The following is a 24804-nucleotide window of genomic DNA, read 5'->3' as shown; positions in this document are numbered from 1 at the left end:
GAGACCGTGAATATTCGTTCCCTTTACCGCGCCTCCGACGAGCGCTACGACTCGATGGAGTACCGCAGGACCGGCCGCAGCGGCCTCAAGCTCCCCGCCGTCTCCCTGGGTCTGTGGCACAACTTCGGCGACGACCGCACCCTGGACTCCCAGCGCGCCATCCTGCGCCGCGCGTTCGACCTCGGCGTCACGCACTTCGACCTCGCCAACAACTACGGCCCGCCGTACGGCGCCGCCGAGGCCAACTTCGGCACCCTCTTCGCCCAGGACTTCCGGCCCTACCGCGACGAACTGGTCATCTCCACCAAGGCGGGCTACGACATGTGGCCGGGACCGTACGGGGAATGGGGCTCGCGCAAGTACCTGCTGTCCTCCCTCGACCAGTCCCTGTCCCGCATGGGCCTCGACTACGTCGACATCTTCTACTCCCACCGCTTCGACCCCGACACGCCCCTCGAAGAGACGATGGGCGCGCTGGCGACCGCCGTCCAGCAGGGCAAGGCGCTCTACGTCGGCATCTCCTCGTACGGTCCCGACCGTACGCGCGAGGCCGCGCGCATCCTGCGCGAGCTGGGGGTGCCCGCGCTGATCCACCAGCCCTCGTACTCCATGATCAACCGGTGGATCGAGGACGAGGGTCTGCTGGACGTCCTGGAGGAGGAGGGCATGGGCTGCATCGGCTTCGTGCCGCTCGCCCAGGGGCTGCTGACCGACCGTTACCTCGGCGGCATCCCCGAGGGGTCGCGGGCCGCCCAGGGCAAGTCCCTCAACCCCGGCCTCGTCAACGACGAGACCATCGGCCGGCTGCGCGCCCTCAACGACATCGCCGCCGCGCGCGGCCAGTCGCTCGCCCAGCTCGCCCTGTCCTGGGTCCTGCGCGACCCCCGCGTCACCTCCGCCCTCATCGGCGCCTCCTCCGTCGCCCAGCTCGAGGCCAACGTCGCCGCCGTCGGCGCCGCCCCCCTCACCGCCGAGGAGCTCTCCTCCATCGACGCGCACGCGGTGGAGCCGGAGGGGGTCAACCTCTGGTCGGTCAGCAGCGAGGCCTAGCCTGCGGCTCGCTTCCGTTTAAAGGGGGGTGCCCCCTTTCGCCCCTCACCGGGCGGAGGGGGGCACCCCCCTTTCTTTCGGGGCTCGGGCCCCGGGCCCGCGGCTGCGCCGGGCGGTACGCCGCGTTTTCAGGGGCGCGGGGAACTGCGCGGTCGGCCAGGGCGATGGCTGCGCGTCACCACCGGGCCCGGAGGGGCAGTTCGGTGGTCTCCCGACCATTGGGCAGGTGGGGGCTGAGCGCGCAGTTCCCCGCGCCCCCGGGGGGGCATCGTCTTGCGGAGGGCGGGCGGACAGGGGGCGGGGGTCTGAGGGGGGCTCAGGGGGTGAGCAGGAGGGCGGTGAGGGTGCCGAGGAGCATGAAGGGCCCGAACGGCAGTGGGGTCTTGCGGGTGGCGCGCCGAGTGGCGATGAGGGCGAGGCCGATGACGGCGCCGAGGGCGAAGCCGAGAAACGTGCCGGTGAAGACGGTGGGCCAGCCGTACCAGCCGAGGGCGAGGCCGAGGGTGGGGGCGAGTTTGACGTCGCCGAAGCCCATGCCGGCGGGGTTGACGAGGAAGAGGAGCAGGTAGACGAAGCCGACGGCGAGGGCGCCGAGCAGGGCGCGCGGCCAGGAGCCCCGGTGATCGGGGAGCAGGGCGGCGAGACCGAGCAGCGCGGCGGTGCCGAAGAAGGCGGGGAAGGTGAGGACGTCCGGGAGCCGGAAGACCTTGAGGTCGACGCGGCCGAGGACGAGGCCGAGCGGCACCAGCAGGAGCCAGACGACGAGTTCGGGGTGGGCGCCCACCCTGGCGGCCAGTCCGGCGCAGGCGAGCGCGCACGCGAGGGCGAGGACGACGGCGGGCCCGTAGGAGCCGTAGGAGCCGCCCTCGGCGCGGCGCGGGCAGCGCGCCGGTCCGAGCCAGCCGCGTATGCCCTCGGGCAGCGGGTGACCCTCGGGGCAGTGCGCCGCCCACGGCTCACCTGAGGGGACGGCCAACCGGTAGGCGGCGCGCGGCAGCGACAGGCCGCTGACGATTCCCCACACGGCGGCGGCCACGATCGGATAGACATGCACCGGGCCGACCGTACACGGCCGCCGCGGACCCGTAACGGGGCCCGTACCGCGTCAACTGCCGCCTGATCGAGCACCCCGGGGAGTGGCCATGCGCCGACGTTGGCGAGACGGTGACGGCACGCTGCGTACGCCCGACGCCGAGGTGCCGCTGCGGGTCGCCGCGTCGTACCGGGCGCGGACCCGCGGGCTGCTCGGCCTGGACGGGATCGAGGGCGCCCTTCTGCTGACCCCGGCCTCCAGCGTGCACACCGTACGGATGCGGTTTCCGATCGACGTCGCCTATCTGGACCGCCGGCTGCGCGTCCTGGCCGTCCGTACGATGCCGCCCGGCCGCGTCGGCCGCCCCCGGCTGCTGGCCCGGCACGTCCTGGAGGCGGAGGCGGGCGCACTGGCGCGGTGGGGGGTGCGCAAGGGGGTCCGGCTGGAGGCGGACGTGGGAGGCGGGCCGGACACGCCCTAGCGGTTCGGGTCGGTGGCGAATTCGATGCTGTTGATGATCCGGCGCAGCAGCATCGGGTCGGCCGCGCCGTCGGCCGTCCAGGCGCGGACGGTGACCGGGTGGCCCTCGTAGTCGTGCAGGCGGACCTCGACGCGGGCGGCGGGGCGGCCGTCGGGGGCGGCCTGGACGTAACTGAGGACCTGGCCGGGCTGGCCGTCGAAGTCCAGCGACTCCTTGCGGGCGGTGGCGAGGGCGGTGGCCGTCGCCTTGTCGGGGGGACCGCCGGCGCCCGGATTGGCGCTGACGGCGACCTCGGCGTCCGTACGGCCGTCAGGGCCGCGCAGCACCGCCCCGCCGCGCACGTCCTGCCAGGTCTTGGGGACCGCGACCGCCAGCGGGTCGGCCCGCAGATAGCGCCAGCCGTCCGGGGCTCCGGCGCCGACCGAGCAGGCGGAGAGGGTGGCCAGGACCAGGCAGGTCAGGGCGGCGCCGGTGAGCGAATACCGGCGGCTTTTCGCCGTTTTGTTCCGCATGCGGGCAATCTACGATGCGGCGGCCCGCATCTCCTTGATAGGCATGCGGAATGCCCGCGACCTCTTCCGCCCGTTCCACCCACGAGATCGGCCGCCTCCGCGACCTGCCCACCGACGACTCGCTGTGCCGCTGGGCGGCGCAGGATCTGAGCGCGGGCCGGGCCTTCGTCCGCGGCGCGGCGGTCGCGGTGGCGGCGCCGAATCTGTCGCTGCTCGACCGGCTCGCGGTCACCGGCGCCGCGGACGACGCCGTCCCGCTCGTACGCGAGGTGCTGCGCGAGGTCGGCCCGAGCTATCGGCCGCTCGGCGACCGGGAGTTGATCGACACGGTCGTGCGCGCGGTGCCCTCGCTGCGGCCGGTGGCCGGTTTCGGCTGGATGGACCGTACGGGGCCGCCGGTCGGGCCCGTCCCCTCGGGAGACGGTTCCGCCCGGTGGCTTCCGGACAGCGCCGCCCCGGAGGTGGGCGCCCTGCTGGACACCGCCTTCCCCGCCTCGTACGCCTACCCCGGCCGCCCCGGCGCGCGGGACCGGTGGGCCGGGGCCCGCGTGGACGGGCGCCTGGCCGCGGTCGCCGCGCTCACCTGGTGCGCGCCGACGGTCGGGTACGTGGCGGGGGTCGCGACCGCCGCGGCGGCGCGCGGCCGGGGGCTGGCCCGCGAGGTCTGCGCGCTCGTCGTCGCGGAGGCGCTGGCCGTTCACGGCACCGCCGCCCTGATCGTCGACGACTCCAACGCCCCGGCGCTGCGGCTCTACCGCGGCCTGGGGCTGGCCTACCGGCCGCTGCGGGCGGCGGGGGTGGAGACGGGCTGAGGGGCGTTCGCGGGGGCCCTGCGGGGGCGGCCTATGGGGGCCGCGCGCGTGCGGTGCCAGGTGCGGTGCGGGCGCGGGTGCGGGAAAAGAAAAACGGGCCGGTTCGCAGGGGGGGGAGAGCGAACCGGCCCGAGGGGGGGAGTTACACCGTACCGCGTCAGAGCGACCGCTCAGCACGTTACGCGGCAGGTGGCGTGAAAGTGATCTCGACGCGGCGATTCTGGCTGCGTCCGGTTTCGGACGAATTGTCGGCAATCGGGTAATCCTCGCCGTACCCACGGACCTGAAACGTGTGGGACGGGTCACCGGCGCTGCCCATTTCCGTTGCCAGGACTTGGTAAACGGCGTCGGCGCGTTGCTTCGAGAGCACCATGCCGTGCTCGGAGCTGCCGAGATTGTCCGTGAACCCGAACACCCGGATGGGTGACGTCACATGGCGTGCGGTGATGTCGTCCGCGATGGCCTGGATCCGCGAGGTCGCCGTGGGCGACAGCACGGCGCTGTCCTTCTTGAACAGCACCTCCGACTGGAGCGCGTAGGTGACCGTCGAGTTCGACGTCTCCTGCCGCTGCTCCGGCTGGCTCGCCTTCGTCGACGACTCGTCCGTCACGGACACGATGTCCAGCACCTTCGCCGGCGCCAGCGTCGAGCCCTCCGGCAGCCTGAGTCCTGGCGAGGTCGGGTCGATCCGCACGGGGGCCGTCGGCGTGCTGTCACCGGCCGTGGGCGGCGGATTCGTGTCGGCCACGGCCGCGGTCCCCCCGGCCACCGTCCCGGCGGCCAGCACGAGCACGATCACCACACCCGCGGACAGGGCGGCCCGCTGACCTCCGGCGCGGGATGCCGCCCCGGGCGGCGACGCGTTGCGCTTCATCGTCCTCACCCCTCCGAGATCGTGATCTTCGCGGGCGGCATCGTCGGCAGCTCGAACGACACTTGGGTAGTGGCTTCCGGCGGGGCGGGGAACTGGGCGAAGAACGGGCGGGATTCCTTGGGCTGGACACTCAGCAGCTTCATCGTGCACAGGCACTTGCCGTCCGTGTCGCGCAGTACGTAGTAGCGCTTCTTTCCGGCTTCGTCGACGAGGACCGCGCCCGCGACGGACGCGCCGGACGAGGACAGCGCGGTCTCGTTGCCGACCCAGTTGTCCGCGTTGAAGATGTTCGTGCCGTTGTTGGTGACAACCCCCTGGACCGTGACGAATCCGCCGGAGTCCCGCACGGCCGAGTTGATGGTGACCTCGATGTCCCTCTCGCCCTTGATCTGGGCGAGGATCTGGGTCGCGGTGGCGCTCGGCGCGGCGGTGTCACCGCCACTCGATCCAGGGTTCTTCGACGCGCTCGCGGAGGTGGACGGCTTGTTGTCCGCCTTGTCACCGCCGCCGCCTCCGCCACCGCAACCCGCCAGCGTGATGGCGGCACCGGCGGCGAACGCCACCGCAATCGTCGCCCTGCGCCCGTATCGCATCGTTCCCCGTTCCCTCATCGCTCGGCCGCCGTCACTTGCTCAAGTGGACGGTGTAGAAGGTCGACAGGTCCAGCACGAAGCCGCCCGCCGTCGGATCGACCGTCACATGGTCGCCGTTGCAGATGAATCCGATCGCGTTGCCGTCCTTGTCGCCAAGTCCGCAGCGCGGTTCGACCACCGCGGTGGCGGTGGCCTTGGCGTGCTTGGTCTCGGTGCCGTCGATCACGGAGGTGCCGACCGTGCCCAGGGTCGTGACGGAGACGGTGTATCCGAGCGGTACGCCGGAGGCCCGGCCGCAGCCGTCCGGAGCGTCCACGGCGGCGTCGTTCTGCCCGGCGTACGAGGACGCGGCAGCGCACGCCTCCGCGTCGTGCGACCCCAAATTCGCCAGCAGTTTGCCCAGTTGGACGAGGTCGCCCGAGGTCAGTGCGGCGAGGAAGTCGGCGGACGCGGCATCACGGTCCGCGCGAGCGGCGGCCAGCGCCGCCGAATCCGCCGCGGTCTGGGCGGAGTTGCGGACGACCGCGGCCTGGCCGACCGCGAAGTACGCGAAGGCCAGGAAGAACAGCGCGGCCATGGACACGATGTAGATGCCGAGGGTCTGACCGCGGTCATCCCCGAACCGGCCTACTTGCCGTTTCCGGCGGTGATCTTGTCGATCATCGAGTTGATGCCGTCCTTGATCTTCGTGCCGATGTCCGTCGTCCCCGCCAGCACTCCGATGATCACCGCGATCACCACCGCGATCCCGAGATACTCGAACGACGTCTGACCCCTGTCGGCCGACCCGTCCGCCGACCGGTCGGCGATCCGGGCCGCGAGTCTGTCCGTGCGGTCGCGCAGCCAGATCTCGGTGTCCGTGTAGCGCCGGACTACCCACCTGTTCATCATCGTTCGCCCCATTCTTCGTCACCTGACGGATGCGTGCGACGGCCGCGTTCCACCTGTCGGGGTAGGTGTCCACGGCACACCGCCTCTCGCTGGTCGTGTTGCCGTCCGCAGCGGATCGGTTCTGATTGCAGGTGCAAATATGGTTGCGAATGCAAAGGTACACCCGAACCTCGGACATCCGCAGCCCGTTCTGCGCCAATTGGCGCTTACAGCATGCCGGTTGATCACACTGTGTGGCCAGCGGATCACGGTAATCGCCAGGTCATCAACCGCTCATCTCCGGTCATCGGCCGCCATCTCCGCTCATCGTCACCGGTCACGCCCCCGCCGCGTCCGGCGGCCACGACCGTCATCCGCCCGGTCGTCCGCGCCGACACCCGCCCCATCACCCGCCCCGCCGTACGAACCGGCACCCGGCCCGACGTACGAACCACCACCCGCCCCGTCATCCGCCGCTGCCGAAGGTGTCGCCGAACTGGATGTGGGAGCCCATGATCGTGCCGGTGATCAGCAGGATCATGGTCGCCGGGACGAGGATGGTGGTGATGACGCCGGTGGCGCGCGGGACCATGCGGGCGGCGCGGCGGCGGGCGTTCTGGGCCTCGGTGCGGCGCATGTCGTTGGCGATCTGGAGGAGGGTGCGGGCGATCGGGGCGCCCAGTTCCTCGCCCTGCTGGAGGGCGGTGACGAACTGGCCGACCTGGTCGCTGCGATTGCGCCTGCGGAGCTGGTCGAAGGCGTCGCGGCGGCTGACGCCGACGTCCATCTGACGCAGGGCGACCCGGATCTCGTCCGACCAGGGGCCCTGGTACACGGCGTTGACGCGCTCCAGGGCCTGGCGGAAGCCGAGGCCCGCGCTGACGACGACGGCGAGGACGTCGAGGAAGTCGGGGAGGGTACGTTCGATGTCGTCGCGGCGGCGGCGGACGGCCAGCCAGATGCCGAGGTCGGCCCACCACCAGGCGTACGCGGCGAGCAACAGGGCCAGGATCCAGTGCCCTTGGACGAGCAGCAGCAGGGCCGCGAAGCCGCCGAGGCCGCCGTAGACGGCGCGGCGGGCGGCGTAGCGCTCGACGGTGAGGCCGTGCGGGTGGCCCGCGTGGTCGATCCGGGCGCGCATTTTGGCGATCCGGGCCGGGCCCATCATCCGCATCACCATCGGCGCCCAGCGGATGCCGATCCGGTCGATGGCGTTGCCGGTACGGGTCGTCCGGGTCCTGCCGACTTCCAGCGCGAGGGCCAGGTCGTCGGGGAGCTTCACGTCGGCGCGCAGGAGTGCGACGGCGTGGACGACGCCGACGACGCCCGCGGCGACGACCGCCGCCAGGACGAGGCCGATCAGGAGCATCGGGAATTCCCTCCGGTCACCGGCCGGTTGCCGCGTGAGGTGTGCACGGTCGCGGTCATACGTCGATCCTCGACATCCGGCGGATCAGCGCGAAGCCGACCACGTACAGGCCCAGCGCGACCAGGACGCAGATCCGGCCGACAGTGGAGCCGGTCATGGCGCTGAGCGAGCCCGGCATGATCTGGTTGAGGAGCAGCAGGGAGCCGATGCCGATGACCGGGACCGCGTAGGCGGTGACGGTGACCTGGGACATCTGGGTGCGGATCTCGCGCCGGGTCTCCTTGCGCTCCTCCAGGGTGACCGTGAGGTTGCGCAGCGACTCGACGACGGAGCCGCCCGCGCGGCTGGAGAGCACCAGCGTGGAGACCAGCACGACCAACTCGCGGCTGGGCAGACGCTGTTGCAGCTCGGCCAGCGCGTCCTCGATGGAGTGGCCCACCGCCATCGCGTCCGCGACCTGCTTCAGCTCCTCGCCCGCGGGCGCGTCCAGCTCCTCCGCTGCCATGGAGACGGCGGTGCGCAGGGCGAGCCCGGCCTGGGTGGCGTTGGCCAGGACGCGTGCGAGCTCGGGGAGTTGGGCGATGAAGCGCTCGGTACGGACGCGGCGGCGCCACTCCAGGAAGCTGTACGCGGACCAGCCCGCGATGAGTGCGGCGATCGGCCCGAAGAAGGGGGCGAGGACCGCCGCGGCGAGCACCCATGCGACGAGGACGACGCCGATCGCGGCCGCGGTGAACTGACCTGGCGTCAAGTTAGTCCCGGTGGCGGCCAGTCGGCCCGCGAGGCGCTGGCCCCAGGCGTAGCGGCGTACGCGGCGGTCGAGTCCGGCGAAGGCCGATTCGCGGGGGCCGCCGCCGAAGTCGCCGGCGAGCCGGTCGACGAGCGCGGCCCGGTCGGCCCTGCCGCCGCGCCAGGCGTGGCCGCCCCACACGGCCAGTGCGAGGGCGAGCACGCTGACGCCGAGGACGAGCAGCGGGTACGGTCCCGAGGCGAATCCGGGGCTCGCTGCCAGGTGCGGGAGACCGCTGCCGGGCGGGGCCGCGACCGCCGTCAACTCTTCCGGAACGGCGGTCACTTCGCCTCCCTGCTGTCGAGTTCGAGTTCGCTCGCGCCGATGCCGAAGGCGGCGGGTACGTGTTCGCCGGACAGGTAGAGCCGCTCGGCGATCTCGCGCGGGACGGGCCGGTGTTCGTACCAGCCGCGGACGATGCGGTCGACGCCGAGCGGTTCCGCGCGGAAGCGGGTCGCGGAGGTGAGCCGGAAGACGTCACGGCCGCGGGAGGACAGGACGGCGATCTCGCCGATCCTGCGGGTGCCGTCGATGTGGCGGTTGAGCTGGACGAGGACGTCCACGGCGCTGTTGATCTGGTCGCGCAGCGCCTCGAAGGGGATCTTGACCTCGCTCATCGACGCGAGCGTCTGGAGCCTGAGCACCGCGTCCTCTGCGGAGTTGGCGTGCACGGTGGCCAGTGAGCCGTCGTGTCCTGTGGACATCGCCTGGAGCATGTCGAGGGTCTCGCCGCCGCGGACCTCACCGACGATGATCCGGTCGGGGCGCATCCGCAGCGAGTTGCGTACGAGGTCGCGAATCGTGATCCGGCCCTCGCCCTCGACGTTGGGCGGGCGCGACTCCAGCCGGATCACATGCTCCTGCTGGAGCTGGAGTTCGGCCGCGTCCTCGACCGTGATGATCCGCTCGCCGTCGGGGATCAGCCCGGACAGCGCGTTGAGCAGCGTGGTCTTGCCCGAGCCCGTCCCGCCGCTGACGATGATGTTGCACTTCGCGCGCACGAACGACGAGAGCAGCAACAGCATGTGCTCGTCCAGCGTCCCGAGGGCGATCAGCTCCTGGAGCGTGTACGCGCGCGGGAAGCGGCGGATGGTGAGCGTGGGTCCGGTCAGCGACAGCGGCGGGATGATGACGTTGACGCGCTCGCCCGACGGCAGCCGGGCGTCGACCATCGGATTCGACTCGTCCACACGGCGGTTGACGGTGGAGACGATCCGCTCGATGGTCTGGAGGAGCTGTTCCGCCGACGAGAAGCGGGCGGCGACCGCCTCGACCCGGCCGCCGCGCTCGACGTAGATCTTGTCGGGGCCGTTGACCATGATCTCGGTGACGGTGGGGTCTTCGAGCAGCGGTTCCAGGATGCCGAGGCCGAGCGCCTCGTCCACCACGCGGCGGATCAGCGCGGCGCGTTCCGCCGTGGACAGCACCGGGCCCTCGCGGCTGATGATGTGACCGAGCACCCGTTCCAGCCGGGCCCTGCGCTCGCCCGGCGCGAGCGCCGACATCTCCGCGAGGTCGATCTCCTGGAGCAGTTTCGCGCGGTAGACGGCCACCATGTGGCCTTCCTGCGTCTGCGGGGTCGCCTCTTCGACGGCGAGGCGGGCACGGAGGCTCATCGTGTCGTGTCCTCCTTCGGCATGGTGGCGGAGCGCTTCACGGGGTCGAAGAAGCTGACGCCCGGCAGGACGGACGGGACCTTCACCGTGGCCTGCGCGGTCACGGTCGTCGCGTCGGACGTCGTGAACCGGATCGTCGCGGTCAGCCAGTCGCTCACCGCCGCCTGGCCGGCCTGCTGGCCGGCCGCCTCTCCCCCGTTCGGGCCCGCCTGCGCGGCGGTCCTGGCCGCCGTACGGGCCGCCGTGCCGGCCTGTTCGCCGCAGTACGCGACGAGGCCGAGTTGGATGCCCGCGAGGGCGATCAGGAGCAGGAACGGGAGCATTCCGAGGTATTCGAGCGATGCCACTCCCCGGTCCCGGGCGGGCCCGCGGTGCCTCTCGGGGGCGCCGCCCCCGAACCCGCGCCGGGAGGGCCCCGAAGGGGCGCGGGGAACCGCGCGCACGGCGGAGGTACGGGCTGCGGGAGCCCGGCGGCGGGAGCGCTTCATCGCTTGGCCGTTTCGTCCAGCGTCTTCGCGTGGCCCGAGATGGGGACGAAGTCGCCGATGCCGGGGATGAGGAGGGGCATTTTGAGGGTGACGGTCGCCGAGACGGTGCCGTCCGCGCGGCTGACCGAGGTGTCGCCTGGCCCCCACGCGCTGGGAAGGTCGCTGCTCGCGGCGGCGGAGGCGTCGGAACCCACCGCCGCGGCCCGGGCCGCCTGATCGGCGGCGTTGCCCGCGAGCGTGAAGGTGTAACCGGCCAGCACGGCCTGCCAGATGAGCAGCAGGGTGATGAGGATGATCGGCGTCATGCCGAGGGTTTCGAGGGTGACCTGGCCCCGGTCGCCGCGTTCGGACCGCTCGCGGCGCTGCTTCTTCCCGCGTGCGGCGGGCAGCGTCGCGCCGCTGACCAGCCCCAACTCCCCTGCCAGTGCCCAGATTCCGGCCTTGACGGTGGAGCGGGCGTCGAGGTCCTGGAGGCGGCCGGCGTCGATGACGGCCTGGAGTTCGCGGAATCCGGCGGGGATGACGGAGGTCGCCATGCGGGTGCCGGTGATGCGGCCGATCAGCGACGGCTGGATCTCGGTGCCGCGGGTGTGGCGGTTGACGACGGCGGTGGTGTCCTGGGGCTTGCGGATCTGGAGCCGGTCCCACATGCGGACCATGCGCTTGGCGGCGCGCACGGCGATGACGTCGGGCGTGAGCACGAGGACGGCGGCGTCGGCGACCTCGACGGCGACGGCGTTGGCGCTGGTCATCTGGGTGCCGCAGTCCACGACGACGACTTCGTAGCGCTGCCGGAGCGCGGCGAGGACGAGGCGGGCCGAGCGGTCGGTGACGTCCTCGCCGCGTTCGCCGTCGGCGGGGGCGAGCAGCAGGGCGGGGCCGGACTCGTGGACGTACATGGCGTCGTGCAGGACCCGGGAGGAGACGTCCGCGATGTCGGCGAGGTCGGCGATGGAGCGGCGGAACTGGACGTCGAGGTAGGAGGCGATGTCACCGCCCTGGAGGTCGAGGTCGACCAGGGCGGTGGAGCGGCCCGACGCGTGGGCGGCGAGGGCGAGTTGGACGGCGGTGACGGTGGTACCGACGCCGCCCTTGGCCCCGGCGACGGCGATGAGGGTACCGCCCGCGACGGCGGGCAGGGCGCGCTGCGGGCCGAGGTGTCTGCGGACGCCGGCCGACCAGGTGGCGGCGGCTTCGACGCGGGCGCCCAACTCGTCGTAGGAGAGCGGGAATCCGACGACGCCTCGGGCGCCGGAGTCCATGGCGGCGGCGAGCACGGCGGGGCTGGGGTCGGCGGTGAGCAGGACGACGCCGATGGCGGGGAAGCGCAGGGCGACGTCGCGGATGAGGTCGAGCGCGGGCATCGGTCCGATGCCCTCCTGCACGATGACGACCTCGGGCAGTTCGTCGATCCCGGCCTCGGCGGCGCGCGTGAGGGTTTCAAGCAGCGCCGTGGAGTCGCCGAGCGCGGGTGCCGGTTCCGCGCCGGGCAGTTGGCCGAGCAGGCCGAGCAGGGCGCGCGCGGCGTCGGGGTCGGCGGTTCCGGCGAGGATGCGTACGGTCACGGCTTGCCTCCGGTGCCGCCGTCGCCGCTCAGGGTGTACGTGCGGTCGGTCTGCGAGGGTGCGGAGCTGTCACCTGGGGCGACCAGCGCGAGGCGTACGTGTTCCGCGAACGACTCGGCGTAGGCGACGCGTTGGGCGTCCCCGGCGTTGAGCGCGAAGGTGATCGGCACGCCTTCGGTGGACAGCCGCTGGGCGTTCTCGCTCTTGTCGAAGGCCTTGATCTCGCCGACGTCGATGACCTGCGCGCCGGACACGATGATCTTCGAGACGTCGGGGTCGGTGTCCTTGCGGCCCTGGAAGGTGGCGAAGATGTTGACCCGGGCGCCGGGGGTGATCTTGCCCGCGACGCCGGTCTCGGCGTCGATCATGATGGCGATCTCCATCTGTCCGGCCTGGAGTTCGGGCCGGGCGGCGACCATGTCGGACTGGAGCAGCGAGCCTTTGCGCAGCGGCACGGCGGCGATCTTGCCCTGGAGTTGGCCGAGATCGCGTACGGCGGTGTCCGGCAGCCAGCGCTTCGGTATCCGGATCCGGTGCACCTGGGACGCGGTCAGCGCCTGGTACGCCGGTACGTCGGCGCTGAGTTCGTACGCGGTGACCTTCGGTCCGACCTGTGACCGCGCGTCGCTGACGACGGCGAGCACTCCCGCGAAGGCGGCCACCGCGCAGATCACGGAGATCACGAGGAGGACGACACCACGACGCTGACGTGAGTTCATGTGCGGGCGGACCTATCGCTTGTGGGGTTCGAGTTGGGGGCGGCGCGGTGTCTCGACCTCGCGCCCCGGCCGGGCGGCGGCGTGCTTCGCCGGAGCCGTACGATCCCCCAGCCGTGTGGCGCAGAACAAGCACTGGTCACCGATGACTTCGAGCCCGCACCAGGTGCAGGTGTCGCGCCGTACCGAGGTGACGAGTTGGTAGAGCATGCCCACATCGGCGATGTAGGCGGTGAATTCGACCAGCCGGGACGTGCCCCACCAGCGTGGGGAGTCGGTCGGCAGCGGCACTTCGCGCAGGTGCTGGGCGCGCCAGCCGCTGGCGAGCGGTCCGGTGACCCAGGCGGGGTCGACGCCCTTGCCCGCGACGGCGAGCTGTGTCTGGTAGCCGGGCCCCGGCGGGACGGTGCCCGGTTCGGCCTCGGCCAGGTACGGCTCGGGGTGCGCGAGGACGGCGAAGTGCCGTCCCGGCACGAGGGACTTGACGTGGGCGCCCACGCCGACCGGGACGCGGTCGAGCTTGGCGACGGAGCCGAGCAGCGCGCCGGAGTGCAGGTAGTACGTGAGCAGCCGGGCGGCGCCCGCGAGGACGCCGGGGCCGAGGTCGGTGCCGGAGAGCTGGCGCAGTTGCTCGGCGAGCAGGGCGATGGCCAGCGGGGGCAGCGGGCTGGGGACGATCGCGATCCGGTCGGCTTCGAGGGCGGACCGCACGGTGTGCATCCGGCGCCTGGCGGGGTCGGCCGGTTCGGCCGGTGCCAGGGCGATGAGGTGCCCGTACGTGTCGAGCGCGGTCGTGGTGCGCGTCAACTGCTCTTCCAGCGAGAGCGAGAGATCGTCAGAGGTGACGGTGATGACGCTCGGCATGCGGAACCTCCCCTCCTGCGCCCGGTGGTGGCCGGTACCTGGCGATTCGCGGTCGTCAGCTTATCGATGTGTAGCGGCTTGGGTGCGGAAAGTTGCGGATCGGAAGTGGTGAACGACAGGTGTCCGGCGGAGGTCTTGACAACCGAATTGGTCTGGACCAACTTTCTCCCTGTCATCTGTTTTCTGCATGCGCTTCACATTGCTCCGCACGTCGGCACTTCAGGTCACCCGTTCACGTCCGTACGTCATGTCATGCGCCACCGCACTCCCACTACCCCCCAACTCCTTGCCCCCAGGAGGCAGTCGTGGAACGTGCATCGCACGCGAATCAAGCGAGCCATGCCCAGCACAGATCAAAGCTCGTCCGCTCGACGTTCTTCCGCCGAGGTATCGCGGGGCTGAGCGCCGCCGCGGTGATCGGCACCGGTGTCGCGCTCGTCGACATGGGCAGCGCCAGCGCCGCGACCACCAACCTCGCCGCCAACCCCGGCTTCGAGAGCGGCCTTTCCGGCTGGACCTGCACCGCGGGCAGCGGCAGCACCGTCTCCAGCCCGGTGCACTCCGGCTCCGCCGCCCTCAAGGCCACCCCGACCAGCAGCGACACCGGCCAGTGTTCCCAGGTCGTCAGCGTGCAGCCCAACTCCCAGTACACGCTCAGCGGTTGGGTGCAGGGCTCGTACGTCTACCTGGGCGCGACCGGCACCGGCGGCACCGACCCGTCCACCTGGACGCCGTCGGCCTCCTCGTACCAGCAGCTCAGCGTCAGCTTCACCACCGGCGCGAACACCAAGTCCGTGACGATCTACACCCACGGCTGGTACGCGCAGCCCGCGTACTTCGCGGACGACATCTCGCTGTCGGGCCCCGGCGGTACGGGCACGACCCCGCCGACCACCCCGCCGACGACGCCTCCCACGACGCCGCCGACCACTCCCCCCACGACACCTCCCACCACCCCGCCCACGACGCCTCCCACCACGCCGCCGACCAGCCCGCCCACCAGCAGCATCCCCAAGCACGCGGTCACCGGCTACTGGCAGAACTTCAACAACGGCGCCACCGTGCAGACCATCGCGCAGGTGCAGAGCCAGTACGACATCATCGCCGTCGCCTTCGCGGACGCGACGACCACGCCCGGCGCGGTCTCGTTCACCCTCGACCCGGCGCTGAACTACAGCACCGCGCAGTTCAAGGCGGACATCGCCGCCAAGCAGGCCGCGGGCAAGAAGGTGATCATCTCCGTCGGCGGTCAGAACGGCACCATCTCGGTCCGTGACTCCGCCTCGGCCACCAACTTCGCCAACAGCGTCTACACGCTGATGCAGACGTACGGCTTCAACGGCGTCGACATCGACCTCGAGAACGGCATCGACACCACCTACATGCCGCAGGCACTGCGCGCGCTGAGCGCCAAGGCGGGCTCGTCGCTCATCATCACGATGGCGCCGCAGACCATCGACATGCTCTCGGCGGGCAGTGACTACCTGGCCACGGCGCTGAAGATCAAGGACATCCTGACCGTCGTCAACACCCAGTACTACAACAGCGGTTCGATGAACGGCTGCGACGGCGGCGTCTACAGCCAGGGCACGGTGGACTTCATCACGACCCTGGCCTGCACCGCCATCCAGGCCGGGCTCTCCCCGTCCCAGGTCGGCATCGGCACCCCGGCGTCCACCAGCGCCGCGGGCTCCGGTTACGTCAGCCCGACCGTCGTCAACAACGCGCTGGACTGCCTCGCCAAGGGCACCGGGTGCGGGACCTTCCACCCGTCCACCACCTGGCCCACCATCCGCGGGGCCATGACCTGGTCCACCAACTGGGACGCCTCGGCGGGCAACGCCTGGTCCAACAGCGTCGGGGCCCACGTGCACGGCATGCCGTAACACGGAGTCCGCTCCAAGGGGGCGCCCCCTGTCCCGCACGTGCGGGACAGGGGGCGCCCCCGACGCGTTCCCCGCGCCCCGAAAGCTCTCCTCCCGCGCGGGAGGAGCCGTCACCCCAGGACGGCCAGGGCGTCGATTTCGATCAGCAGGCCGGCGGGGAGGCCGACGTAGATGGTGGTGCGGGCGGCGGGGGGCTCGACGAGGGAGGCGAAGAACTCGTTGTAGATGGCGTTGAGTTCGGCGAAGTGGTCCGTGTCCGTGAGGTAGACGCGGATCATGATGACGTCTTCCCAGGTGGCACCGCCCGCTTCGAGGACGGCCTGGACGTTGGCGAGGGTCTGGAGGGTCTGCTCGCGCAGGCCGGGGCCCGCGGGCGTCGGGGGCTGGCCCTCGACGGCCGGGAGGAAGCCGACCTGGCCGGCCACCTGGAGGAGATTCCCCTTGCGGACGCCGTGCGAGAACTTGGCGGGCGGCGCCGTGTGGGTGGCCGGGACGATCGCGGTCTTCTGTCCGTTGCTCATGCGGAGTTGTCCTTCACTGAATCTGGTGCGGGTACAGACGCGGATACGGGTACGGATGCGGGTACGGGTACAGATGCGGATGCGGGCGCGGGCGCGCTTCCCGACAGGTCGCGGCTGACGGCCTCGGCCGTCCGCAGCAACAGCGGGCGCAGGCGCAGCAGTTCGTCGGCGGGGACGACGACGTTGGGGGCCGAGAGCGACATGGCGGCGCAGACGCGGCCGTCGGGACCGCGCAGGGGCGCGCCGACGCAGTTGATGGACTCCTCGTGGCCGCCGAGGTCGGTGGCCCAGCCCTGTTCGCGGACGCGGGCCAGTTCGGCCAGGAACGCGGCGGCGTCGGGCGTGGACTTCGCGGTGTAGCGGGGGTACTCCAACTGCTCGGCCACCGAGCGCCGTTCGGGCTCGGGCAGGTCGGCCAGGAGCAGTTTGGCGACGGCGGCGACCGTGATGGCGACCGGGCGGCCGATCCGGGAGTACATCCGTACCGGATAGCGGCTCTCGACCTTGTCGATGTAGACGACCTCGCCCTGCTCGTACACCGCGAGGTGCACGGTGTGACCGGTGCGTTCGTTGAGCGCGGCGAGGTGGGGGTGGGCGATGCCGCGGATGTCGAGGGTCTCGATGGCCTGCTGGGCGAGGGCGAACAGGCGGGCGCCGAGCCGGTAGCGCTGGTCCTGCTGCCGGTAGACCAGGCCGTGTTCGTGCAGGGTCCGCAGCAGCCGCAGCGCGGTGGACTTGTGGACGTCGAGCCGGGTGGCGACCTGTTCGAGCCCCGCCGGGCCCTCGGCCAGCAGCGGCAGGATGCTCAGCGCGCGGTCGACCGTCTGGCTCACCGCGGTCCCTCCTCCGTCGTCGTGGGCGCACGATCTCCGGACGCCGTCCACCCGGCGCCCAGCCGCAGTCTCCCCCATGCCGCGTCGTCCAGGGCGACCAGCGCGTCGGCGCGGGCGCGGCCGGGCGGCGTGCCGAGGTCGCCCGGCTCGGTCAGCGCGGCGGCGGCCAGCACATGGCCGTGCCTGACGCGGTCGCGTACGGGCAGGCCGCGCAGGGCCGCCGACAGGTACCCGGCGGCGAAGGCGTCGCCCGCGCCGACGTGCGCGACGACGTCGACCGCGAGGGCGGGGACGTGACGGCGTTCGTCGCCGTCGAAGACGGTCGCGCCCGCCTCGCCCTGCTTGACCACCACCGTCCGCGGCTCGGGCAGCGCGGCCCGTACCGCGGCCGCGTCCGGCAGCCCCCAGGCGGCCTGCGCCTCGTCCTCGCCGACGAAGACGAGGTCGCAGCCGCGGGCGAGGTCGAGCGTGCGCCGGGGGTCGGCGTCGCGCCACAGCGCCGGGCGGTGGTTGACGTCGAAGGAGACCAGCGGGCGTCCCGGCGCGCGGCGGGTGAGGCCGCGCATCAGCTCCGCGCAGGTCGCGGAGAGCGCGGCGGTGATGCCGGTGAGGTGCAGCACCCGGCCGCTCCACGCGTCGGCGCGGGCGACGAAGTCGGGGGCGAGCGCGGAGGCGGCGGAACCGGCCCGGTAGTAGACGACCTCGGCCCGGTCGGCGGGGGCGTCCGTACCGACGGCGCGCTCGCCCGCCGTACGGAAGTACACGCCGGTGGGGCGGTGCGGGTCGCGCTGTACGGCGCTGACGTCGACCCCTGCCGCGGCGATGGTCTCCACCAGGTGGTCGCCGAAGCCGTCGGCGCCGACGCGGCTGATCCAGCGGGCGCGGTGGCCGGTGCGGGCCAGGGTGCAGGCCACGTTGGACTCGGCGCCGCCGATCGCGCGGTGGAAGGCGGGCACGTCGGCGAGGCGGCCGGGGCGGGAGGGGACGAAGGTGACCATGGACTCGCCGAGGCAGACGACGTCGAAGTCGGCGGCGCCGGGGGCGGCGCTCGGGCTCGTCGGTACGGTCACGGCGGTCACTCACTTCTGCGGGCCGCGGCGGGAGCGGCGGTGGCCTGGTGGGCAGGAGCACCGTTGACCAGGCACTCGCGGGGATGTTAGACAGCTTGCATCACTGTATGCAACGGCCGTTGCATATGTTGCAACTCGGGAGGTTCGATGACGGCGGACGTGGGCGGACACGGGGGCGGGGCCGGGGCCGGGGTCGGCACGGGAGCCGGTGCCGGTGCCGGTGCCGGTGCCGAGCGGGTGGCGGCGCTGGCGGCCGGGCTGCGCGAGGAGCGGGTCGACCACCGTTTCAAGGGGCTGCCGCCGGACGCCGAGGGGCTGACCGTCGGCGAGCTGGCCGACCAGCGCCGCGGCCTCTTCGACGGCGGCTTCACCACGCCCGTCCTCGTCCTGTCCCAGGCCGCCCTCGCGCATAACCTCGACCTGCTGGAGCGGTACACCGCCCAACACGGCCTGTCCTTCGCCCCGCACGGCAAGACGTCCATGGCCCCGCAGCTCTTCGCCGACCAACTCGCGCGCGGCGCCTGGGGGATCACCGTCGCCGTACCCCACCAGGCGCGCGTGTGCCGGGCGTTCGGGGTGCCGCGGATCTTCATCGCCAACGAGGTCGTCGACCCGGTGGCGCTGCGCTGGATCGGCGGTCAGCTCGACGCCGACCCCGGCCTCACCGTCGTCACGTACGTCGACTCCGTGCGCGGTGTCGAGCTGATGGACGCGGCGCTGCGGGACGCCGGGACGCGGCGGCGGCTGGACGTCGTGGTCGAGCTCGCGGGCGGCGAGGGCGCCAGGACCGGTGTCAGGACCGAGGACGAGTGCGCGGCCGTCGCGGCGGCCGTCGCCGCGACCGGCACGCTGCGGCTGACCGGCGTCGCCGGGTACGAGGGCGAGGTGCCGGACGCCGACCCCGGGCGGGTACGTGCGTGGCTGCGGCGGCTGGTCGCGCTCGCCGGCGCCCTCGACGCCGACGGGCTCTTCGGGGACGCCGAGCAGATCGTGGTCAGCGCCGGGGGCTCCGCCTGGTTCGACCTCGTCGCGGAGGTCTTCGCGGACGTGCCCGCGATGTCCCGGCCGGTCCTGAAGCTGCTGCGCTCCGGGGCGTACGTCACGCACGACGACGACCACTACCGGCGGCGCACGCCGTTCAACCGGGTCCCGGACGAGGGCGCCCTCGAACCGGCCTTCCGGCTCTGGGCCCAGGTCGTCTCCCGGCCCTCGCCCACCCAGGCGTTCCTCAACGCCGGGAAGCGCGACGCGCCGTACGATCTCGGGCTGCCGTCCGTCCAGACGGTTCGCGGCGCCGACGCCGGTCCGCGTCCGGCGCCGGACGGGCTCACCGTCACCGCCCTGTCCGACCAGCACACCTGGCTGGCCGTGCCCGCCTCCGACCCCCTCGCCGTCGGCGACTGGGTCGCCCTCGGCCTCTCCCACCCCTGCACCACCTTCGACAAGTGGCCCCTCATCCCGGTCACCGCCCCCGACGCCACCGTCCCCGCCTACATCCGCACCTTCTTCTAACCCACCCGCCCCCCCATGTCCTCAATCGCCGGACGGGCTGAAAAGGGGGGGTTGGCGCGTCCCGCGCCGGAAGCGGGGCCCGGACGGGACGACTACCGGGTCCAAACCCTGGGCACGGGCGGCCGGTTGGGCGGGCGCGCCAGAAGCGCCGGACCAGCCCGTCCGGCGATTGAGGACCAGGCCCGGCGGTGATGAGTGGCAACCGTGACGACATGAAAGGCCCCGCCATGGATCTCGTGTTCCGCGACGCTCGCGTCATCGACGGAACGGGGGCGGCGTCGTACGTGGCGGACGTGGGGCTCGCGGGGGGCCGGGTCGGGGAGATCCGGCGGAAGGACGGGGGGCGGCGGCTCACGGCGAGACGGGTGGTGGACGCGGAGGGTCTGGCGCTGGCGCCGGGGTTCATCGACATGCACGCGCACAGCGACCTGGCGCTGCTGCGGGACCCGTCGCACGAGGCGAAGGCGGCACAGGGCGTGACGCTGGAAGTCCTCGGCCAGGACGGCCTGTCGTACGCGCCGGTCGACGACCGGACGTTGGCGCAGGTGCGGGCCCAGATCGCGGGGTGGAACGGCGACGGCTCGGACGTGGAGTTCGACTGGCGGAGCGTCGGCGAGTACCTAGACCGGCTGGACCGGGGCATCGCGGTCAACGCCGCGTATCTGGTGCCGCAGGGCACGGTCCGGATGCTGGCGCTGGGCTGGGAGGACCGCCCGGCCACGGCGGCTGAGCTGGCACGGATGAAGGAGTTGGTCGCCGACGGCCTGGCCCAGGGCGCGGTGGGCCTGTCGTCGGGGCTGACGTACACGCCGGGGATGTACGCGTCGGACGCGGAACTGACCGAGCTGTGCCGGGTGGTGGCGGCGTACGACGGCTACTACTGCCCGCACCACAGGTCGTACGGGGCGGGCGCGCTGCGGGCGTACGAGGAGATGGTGGCGCTCACCGAACAGGCGGGCTGCGCGCTGCACTTGGCGCACGCCACGATGAACTTCCCGGAGAACGAGGGCCGCGCCCCCGAACTGCTGGCGCTGCTGGACGCGGCCCTGGCCGCAGGCGCGGACATCTCCCTGGACAGCTACCCCTACCTCCCCGGCTCCACAACCCTCGTGGCGATGCTGCCCAGTTGGGCCACCGAGGGCGGCCCCGAGGCGACGCTGGCCCGGCTGCGCGACGACGCGACGGCGGCGCGCATCCGCCGGGTGATGGAGGTGGACGGCGCCGACGGCAGCCACGGCGTCCCCGTCGACTGGTCGGTGATCGAGGTCGCCGGGGTGCGCGAGCGCTCGCTGGCCGCCCATGTCGGGCGCAGGATCGCGGACTTCGCGACCGCCCGGCGGCTCCTGCTGGAGGACCGGCTCGCCACCACGATCCTCCAGCACGTCGGCCACGAGGAGAACGTCCGGGCCATCATGCGGCACCGCGTGCACACCGGCGGCTCCGACGGCATCCTGCGCGGCGACAAGCCGCACCCGCGCGCGTACGGCACCTTCCCCGAGTATCTGGGCCGCTACGTCAGGGAGTTGGGGGTGCTGCCCCTTGAGGAGTGCGTGGCCCATCTGACCGGCAGGCCCGCCGCCCGGCTGCGGCTGCCCGATCGCGGCCTGGTCCGCGAGGGCTACCGCGCCGACCTGGTCCTGTTCGACCCGGCCACCGTCGCGGCCGGTTCCACGTACGACCGCCCCCGCACCCTGCCCACCGGTATCCCGTACGTCCTGATCGACGGCCGGTTCGTCATCGAGGACGCCCGTCGGACGGACGTGCTGGCGGGACGCTCGGTGCGGCGGACCGAGGTGCGGCGGACCGAGGCGCGAGGAACGGCTGGTCGGCGAACGGCCCGGGGGTGAGGCCCCCTGGGGCGAGAGTCCCTGAGGTGAGGGTCTCGGCGATCGCCGGTACGGCGGTCAGGTCGTCGGTGATGACCGCCTCCAACGCCCCGGCGGCGGCCCGGTCGTTGGGCGTGATCCGCCCGGAGTAGAAGATCACTGGACCCGCGTAGCCGCGTGACCTCACACCGCGTACCAGCGCGAAGCCCTTGGCGGGCTCGTCCGCGAAGCCCGCGTGGCAGAGCAGCAGGGCGGGGCGGTGTTCGGCGAAGATCTGGACGAGTTCGGCTTCCGTGTCGGCGGGGAGCACGGCGGAGCTCACCGTCAGCAACTGGGCGATGGCACGGCCTCTGCCCCGCGCGAAGCCCGCCGCCACCGCGAGCGCGAACGTACGCTCCGGCGTCCCGGCCGGGTAGCCGGAACCCTGTTGCGGCGCGTGCCAGGCCGGTGCGTCGGCGCCGTATCCGGCCAGTTCCGGGTCGTCGAGCGCGGGGCTCACCGACTGCGGCCGCTCCAGCGGATCCGGCTCGTACGGCGACCCGTCACCGCGCGGGTAGCCGTACCCCTGCCCGTACCCCTGCACGGGCCCCTGCCCGTACCCCGGCACGGGCCCCGGGTACGGCGGCGTGCCGACCCCCGTATCGCCGTAGTCGACCGACGATCCGCTCGGCCCCGGTGACGCCACCGGGTCCCCGGCCGGTTCCGGCCCGGCCGCGGGCTGCGGCGCGCTCTCCCACGGACCGGCCAGCGGCGGATACGGCGCCGCCTCGCCGTCCTCGGTGCCCTGCCGCAGCCGTCGCAGCACCAGTTCGGACTCGGGCAGCGCCACCAGGTCCTCGACCAGGGAGACGAAGGCGGGGTCGCCCGCCAGGTCGGGGAAGCCGACCGGGAGCTGGGCTTCGAGGTCGGCGAGGACCGTGCCGTGGTCCTCGTGCCCGTGCAGCGGCGGCAGGGAGTGGGCGCGCAGGAAGTCGGCGACCATCGGCCGGTCGGGGTCGGCGAGCGGCGCCGGGGACCACAGGCGGGTGCGGACCCGGCGGTAGGTGCGGAATTCGCGCACCACGTCGGCGTCGTCCCCGGGCCCGGCGGGCGCCGTCATCATGCGGTGGAAGTCGGGATAGAGGTACTGGAGCAGCAGGGTGCGGATGACGGCCTCGGGGCGGATGCCCGCCCAGACCGGGTTGAGGCTCGCCTCCAACAGCAGCCCGTTGAGCAGGCGTTTGACCCGGCGCGGGTTGCGGGCGGCGCGGTAGGCGAGGAGTTCGACCAGGTGCGGGTCCAACAGGTGGTCGATACCGGCCAGTTCGGCGCAGGAGCGGACGTACGCCTGGATCTCCCGGCCGCTGGGCGCGGGGATGCGGTAGCTGGTCTGGAAGATCTTCTCCACGAAGGCGGCCCCGGCTGGCGAGAGGTCCGGCAGCAGTCCGCCGGGGCCGATCGCGGCGCGGTCGCAGCCGATGACGAAGGCGAGGCCCGGCACGTCGAGGTAGACCTTCACGGCCTCGCAGACGGCGAGGAAGGTCTGCTCCGAGCAGCGGTCGAGGTCGTCGATGAAGATGACGAGGAGTTTGCCGCCGGGCGCGGAGCCGCGCGTCGCGGTCCACTCGCCGACCATGTCGCGCAGCGCGTCCCGCATGCCGTTGCGGGCGCCCGCGTCGACCGACAGGCGCTTCCACAGCTCGTCGACCATGCCCGCCACGCCGAGCGGCCCGGCGGCGACGACGGTCAGCGCCCGTAACAGGCCCATCAGGGCGCCGCCCGCCCTGATCCGGCGCAGGGCGCGCCGCAGGATGCTGGGGTCGACCTGGTTGAGCACCGATTTGATGAGCCCTTCGAGGGCGTCGCCGCCGGTCGAGGTCCAGGCGTTGTACCAGACGGTGTGCACGTCGGGGAACCGCTGGAGCCGTACGTCGACCAGCCGCATCAGGCTGCTCTTGCCCATCCCCCATCCGGCGTCCACCGCGAGGGTGAAGGGCGTCGCGTCGCGCGAGGCCACCAGCAGTCCGGTGAGCTGCGCCGCGGCCCGGTTGGCGCCGAGCAGGTCGCGCGTCTCGTCGGCCACGGGTTCGTCGTTGAGCAGAGCGAACGCGGGCGGGGTCACCGGCGGGTACGAGGACCCGTACGGGAATGCGTACGGCGTCGCGTAAGGCGTCGCGTACGGCGACATGGGCGGCGGTCCGGCCGCTGGGGAGGACACCGTCCAAGTCTGGCAGCCGCGCCCCCGGGTCCGCCGGTACGTGGCGGAAAACACCGAGCGGTCCGCGTGACGTGGCCGTAAGGTGACCGGCATGCAGGTGATCCAGTCCACGAAGCTCGCCAACGTCTGCTACGACATCCGGGGCCCGGTCCTCGAAGAGGCCATGCGGCTTCAGGCGGCGGGTCACCGCATCCTGGAGCTGAACACCGGGAATCCGGCGCCGTTCGGGTTCGAGTGCCCGCCGGAGATCCTGGAGGACATGCTCAGGTCGCTGGGGACGGCGCACGGGTATGTGAACTCCAAGGGCATCCTCCCGGCGCGCCGCGCGGTGATGCAGCACTACCAGACCAAGGGCATCGACCTGGACGTCGAGGACGTCTACCTCGGCAACGGGGTGTCGGAGCTGATCCAGATGTCGATGCAGGCGCTGCTCGACGACGGTGACGAGGTGCTGGTGCCCGCGCCGGACTACCCGCTGTGGACGGCGTCGGTCTCGCTGTCCGGCGGCACGGCCGTGCACTACCGCTGCGACGAGCAGGCGGACTGGCAGCCGGACCTCGCCGACATCGAGCGGAAGATCACCGACCGCACCAAGGCGATCGTGATCATCAACCCGAACAACCCGACCGGCGCCGTGTACGACGACGAGATGCTGCGCGGCATCGCCGAGATCGCCCGCAGGCACCGGCTGATCGTCTGCGCCGACGAGATCTACGACAAGATCCTGTACGACGACGCGACGCACACCCCCTTCGCCGCCATCGCCCCCGACCTGATGACCCTGACCTTCAACGGTCTGTCGAAGGCGTACCGGGTGGCGGGCTTCCGCAGCGGCTGGCTCGCGGTCTGCGGCCCCAAGGACCACGCGACCAGCTACATCGAGGGTCTGACGATCCTGGCGAACATGCGGCTGTGCGCGAATGTGCCCGCGCAGCACGCCATCGCCACCGCTCTCGGCGGGCGCCAGTCCATCAAGGACCTCGTCCTGCCCGGCGGCCGGCTGACCGAGCAGCGCGACGCGGCGTACGCGGCCCTGACCGCCATCCCCGGCGTCACCTGCGTGAAGCCCAAGGGCGCCCTCTACGCCTTCCCGCGCCTCGACCCCAAGGTGCACAAGATCAAGGACGACCAGCAGATGGTCCTCGACCTCCTGCGGGCCGAGCGCATCCTCGTCGTCCAGGGCACCGGCTTCAACTGGCCCGACCCCGACCACTTCCGCCTCGTCACCCTCCCCGCCAAGGAGGACCTGACGGACGCGGTCACCCGCATCGGCGACTTCCTGGGCGGCTACAGCCAGGTGCCGTAAGAGGTACGGCGTCCGGGAGG

23 protein-coding genes and 1 pseudogene are annotated in these 24804 nt (G+C 72.3%); 7 read left to right on the top strand and 17 right to left on the bottom strand.

The features are described 5' to 3' along the window. The first annotated feature begins 6 nt into the window (after positions 1 to 6). Positions 7 to 1050 (top strand): L-glyceraldehyde 3-phosphate reductase, encoded by a 1044-nt coding sequence (gene mgrA, locus ACFZAM_RS24045; protein ID WP_355347898.1) that lies wholly within the window; start codon positions 7 to 9, stop codon positions 1048 to 1050. Between the two features lie 316 nt (positions 1051 to 1366). On the opposite strand, the gene ACFZAM_RS24040 is transcribed toward mgrA, so the two are convergent. After that, positions 1367 to 2104 (bottom strand): prepilin peptidase, encoded by a 738-nt coding sequence (locus ACFZAM_RS24040; protein WP_391049178.1) that lies wholly within the window; start codon positions 2102 to 2104, stop codon positions 1367 to 1369. Positions 2105 to 2192: 88 nt separating this feature from the next. Here ACFZAM_RS24040 and ACFZAM_RS24035 point away from each other — a divergent pair, with 88 nt between their 5' ends. Then, positions 2193 to 2564, top strand: coding sequence for a DUF192 domain-containing protein (locus ACFZAM_RS24035; RefSeq protein WP_391049175.1), 372 nt, complete (start codon positions 2193 to 2195; stop codon positions 2562 to 2564). On the opposite strand, the gene ACFZAM_RS24030 is transcribed toward ACFZAM_RS24035, so the two are convergent. Then, positions 2561 to 3076 carry a hypothetical protein gene (locus ACFZAM_RS24030; RefSeq protein ID WP_391049173.1) on the bottom strand — a complete coding sequence of 172 codons (516 nt, stop codon included), beginning with the start codon at positions 3074 to 3076 and terminating at the stop codon, positions 2561 to 2563. The genes ACFZAM_RS24035 and ACFZAM_RS24030 overlap by 4 nt on opposite strands. Before the next feature lie 50 nt (positions 3077 to 3126). Between ACFZAM_RS24030 and ACFZAM_RS24025 the strand changes: the two genes are divergently transcribed. After that, positions 3127 to 3888: a GNAT family N-acetyltransferase gene (locus ACFZAM_RS24025; protein WP_391049170.1), complete on the top strand. Its 762-nt coding sequence runs from the start codon at positions 3127 to 3129 to the stop codon at positions 3886 to 3888. 178 nt (positions 3889 to 4066) lie between these two features. Here ACFZAM_RS24025 and ACFZAM_RS24020 read toward each other — a convergent pair whose 3' ends face one another. From ACFZAM_RS24020 to ACFZAM_RS23970, 11 genes and pseudogenes are all read right to left on the bottom strand, one after another. Next, entirely contained in the window at positions 4067 to 4762 is a 696-nt protein-coding gene (locus ACFZAM_RS24020) for an OmpA family protein (protein WP_391049167.1), read from the bottom strand. 5 nt (positions 4763 to 4767) lie between these two features. Next, positions 4768 to 5355, bottom strand: coding sequence for a hypothetical protein (locus tag ACFZAM_RS24015; RefSeq protein ID WP_355347880.1), 588 nt, complete (start codon positions 5353 to 5355; stop codon positions 4768 to 4770). 31 nt (positions 5356 to 5386) lie between these two features. Further along, positions 5387 to 5950, bottom strand: a pseudogene (locus ACFZAM_RS24010) (pilus assembly protein TadG-related protein); the annotation flags it as partial. 32 nt (positions 5951 to 5982) lie between these two features. Continuing rightward, positions 5983 to 6243, bottom strand: a complete 261-nt coding sequence (locus ACFZAM_RS24005; protein WP_391049164.1) for a Flp family type IVb pilin — start codon at positions 6241 to 6243, stop codon at positions 5983 to 5985. A 448-nt stretch (positions 6244 to 6691) separates the two neighbouring features. Next, positions 6692 to 7594 (bottom strand): DUF5936 domain-containing protein, encoded by a 903-nt coding sequence (locus tag ACFZAM_RS24000; RefSeq protein WP_355347874.1) that lies wholly within the window; start codon positions 7592 to 7594, stop codon positions 6692 to 6694. Between the two features lie 55 nt (positions 7595 to 7649). Further along, positions 7650 to 8606, bottom strand: coding sequence for a type II secretion system F family protein (locus tag ACFZAM_RS23995; protein ID WP_391049376.1), 957 nt, complete (start codon positions 8604 to 8606; stop codon positions 7650 to 7652). A 59-nt stretch (positions 8607 to 8665) separates the two neighbouring features. Then, entirely contained in the window at positions 8666 to 10000 is a 1335-nt protein-coding gene (locus ACFZAM_RS23990) for a CpaF family protein (protein WP_355347872.1), read from the bottom strand. Beyond that, positions 9997 to 10347, bottom strand: a complete 351-nt coding sequence (locus ACFZAM_RS23985; protein ID WP_391049161.1) for a TadE/TadG family type IV pilus assembly protein — start codon at positions 10345 to 10347, stop codon at positions 9997 to 9999. The genes ACFZAM_RS23990 and ACFZAM_RS23985 overlap by 4 nt, the downstream gene beginning before the upstream one ends. A gap of 137 nt (positions 10348 to 10484) precedes the next feature. Further along, complete coding sequence (locus ACFZAM_RS23980; protein WP_355347866.1) at positions 10485 to 12053, bottom strand: AAA family ATPase; 1569 nt, start codon at positions 12051 to 12053, stop codon at positions 10485 to 10487. Further along, the gene (gene cpaB, locus ACFZAM_RS23975) at positions 12050 to 12772 is read right to left on the bottom strand and encodes a Flp pilus assembly protein CpaB (protein WP_355347863.1); all 723 of its coding nucleotides are present in this window, start codon (positions 12770 to 12772) and stop codon (positions 12050 to 12052) included. The genes ACFZAM_RS23980 and cpaB overlap by 4 nt, the downstream gene beginning before the upstream one ends. A 12-nt stretch (positions 12773 to 12784) precedes the next feature. Further along, entirely contained in the window at positions 12785 to 13633 is an 849-nt protein-coding gene (locus ACFZAM_RS23970) for a hypothetical protein (RefSeq protein WP_391049158.1), read from the bottom strand. 389 nt (positions 13634 to 14022) lie between these two features. Between ACFZAM_RS23970 and ACFZAM_RS23965 the strand changes: the two genes are divergently transcribed. Then, entirely contained in the window at positions 14023 to 15519 is a 1497-nt protein-coding gene (locus ACFZAM_RS23965) for a glycosyl hydrolase family 18 protein (protein WP_391049374.1), read from the top strand. 110 nt (positions 15520 to 15629) lie between these two features. Here ACFZAM_RS23965 and ACFZAM_RS23960 read toward each other — a convergent pair whose 3' ends face one another. The 3 genes from ACFZAM_RS23960 to ACFZAM_RS23950 are packed head-to-tail and all read right to left on the bottom strand — an operon-like array spanning position 15630 to position 17943. Beyond that, entirely contained in the window at positions 15630 to 16040 is a 411-nt protein-coding gene (locus tag ACFZAM_RS23960) for a RidA family protein (protein ID WP_355347857.1), read from the bottom strand. Further along, positions 16037 to 16873: an IclR family transcriptional regulator C-terminal domain-containing protein gene (locus ACFZAM_RS23955; protein WP_391049155.1), complete on the bottom strand. Its 837-nt coding sequence runs from the start codon at positions 16871 to 16873 to the stop codon at positions 16037 to 16039. Before ACFZAM_RS23955 ends, ACFZAM_RS23960 begins: the two co-directional genes overlap by 4 nt. Continuing rightward, on the bottom strand, positions 16870 to 17943 hold the full coding sequence (locus ACFZAM_RS23950) for a PfkB family carbohydrate kinase (protein ID WP_391049152.1): 1074 nt from the start codon (positions 17941 to 17943) through the stop codon (positions 16870 to 16872). The genes ACFZAM_RS23955 and ACFZAM_RS23950 overlap by 4 nt, the downstream gene beginning before the upstream one ends. Positions 17944 to 18090: 147 nt before the next feature. On the opposite strand from ACFZAM_RS23950, the gene ACFZAM_RS23945 reads away from it, so the two are divergent. Next, positions 18091 to 19455 carry an alanine racemase gene (locus tag ACFZAM_RS23945; protein WP_391049149.1) on the top strand — a complete coding sequence of 455 codons (1365 nt, stop codon included), beginning with the start codon at positions 18091 to 18093 and terminating at the stop codon, positions 19453 to 19455. Positions 19456 to 19682: 227 nt separating this feature from the next. Then, on the top strand, positions 19683 to 21302 hold the full coding sequence (locus ACFZAM_RS23940; RefSeq protein WP_391049148.1) for an amidohydrolase family protein: 1620 nt from the start codon (positions 19683 to 19685) through the stop codon (positions 21300 to 21302). Here the strand turns inward: ACFZAM_RS23940 and ACFZAM_RS23935 are convergent. After that, entirely contained in the window at positions 21190 to 23478 is a 2289-nt protein-coding gene (locus tag ACFZAM_RS23935) for a P-loop NTPase fold protein (protein ID WP_391049145.1), read from the bottom strand. The genes ACFZAM_RS23940 and ACFZAM_RS23935 overlap by 113 nt on opposite strands. A gap of 91 nt (positions 23479 to 23569) precedes the next feature. Here ACFZAM_RS23935 and ACFZAM_RS23930 point away from each other — a divergent pair, with 91 nt between their 5' ends. After that, positions 23570 to 24784, top strand: a complete 1215-nt coding sequence (locus ACFZAM_RS23930) for a pyridoxal phosphate-dependent aminotransferase (protein ID WP_355347839.1) — start codon at positions 23570 to 23572, stop codon at positions 24782 to 24784. The last annotated feature ends 20 nt before the right edge of the window (positions 24785 to 24804 follow it).

The organism is Streptomyces sp. NPDC008079 (genome assembly GCF_042957385.1).
Taxonomy (GTDB): Bacteria; Actinomycetota; Actinomycetes; order Streptomycetales; family Streptomycetaceae; genus Actinacidiphila.
The sequence above is the reverse complement of the archived record's forward strand: the minus strand, read 5'-3'. Positions and strand labels throughout refer to the sequence as shown.